This window comes from Arhodomonas sp. KWT (genome assembly GCF_010993615.1).
In genome coordinates this window covers 1-688 of record NZ_WNXE01000904.1, presented here as the reverse complement: position 1 = coordinate 688, position 688 = coordinate 1, and the positions used below count along the sequence as shown (strand labels likewise).

The following is a 688-nucleotide window of genomic DNA, read 5'->3' as shown; positions in this document are numbered from 1 at the left end:
CGGCGCGGCCGGGCACTGGCGGTGGCGGTGGGTAGCGATGCTATGATTTGCCGTCTAACGGTTTCGTGCCGCGTTCCCCCGCCGGCGGACGCGAGTGCGTCCCCTTTCCCCGTATCCTGCAATCGAGGTGTTACATGGACGAACGCATCCGGCATCCCGGCCTGCGCCAGCTCCTGATGTCCGCCGAGGAGGCGGCCGCCCTGATCCAGCCGCACATGACCGTGGCGATGAGCGGTTTCACCGGTGCCGGCTATCCCAAGGCCGTCCCCCAGGCCCTGACCGAGCGCATGAATGCCGCCGCGGATGCGGGCGAGGGGTTTCAGCTGCGCGTGCTCACCGGTGCCTCCACCGCGCCCGAACTCGACGGTGCGCTGGCACGGGCCCGGGGCATGGAGCTGCGCCTGCCGTACCAGTCGGATCCGACCGTGCGCGAGCGTGTGAACGCCGGCGAGCTCGAGTACATCGACATGCATCTCAGCCACGTGGCGCAGCACGCGTGGTTCGGCTATTTCGGCGAGATCGACGTGGCGGTGATCGAGGTCGTCGGCATCCGCGAGGACGGGGCGCTGATCCCGTCGTCTTCCGTCGGCAACAACAAGACCTGGCTGGAGCAGGCGGACCGGGTGATCCTGGAGGTCAACCGATGGCAGCCCGCGGCCCTGGAGGGGATGCACGACGTCTATTACGG

At 68.5% G+C, this 688-nt stretch carries 1 pseudogene; it reads left to right on the top strand.

Features of this window, described 5'->3' with window-relative positions:
* Positions 1 to 134: 134 nt before the first annotated feature.
* Positions 135 to 688, top strand: a pseudogene (locus tag G7A99_RS23185) (propionyl-CoA--succinate CoA transferase); the annotation flags it as partial.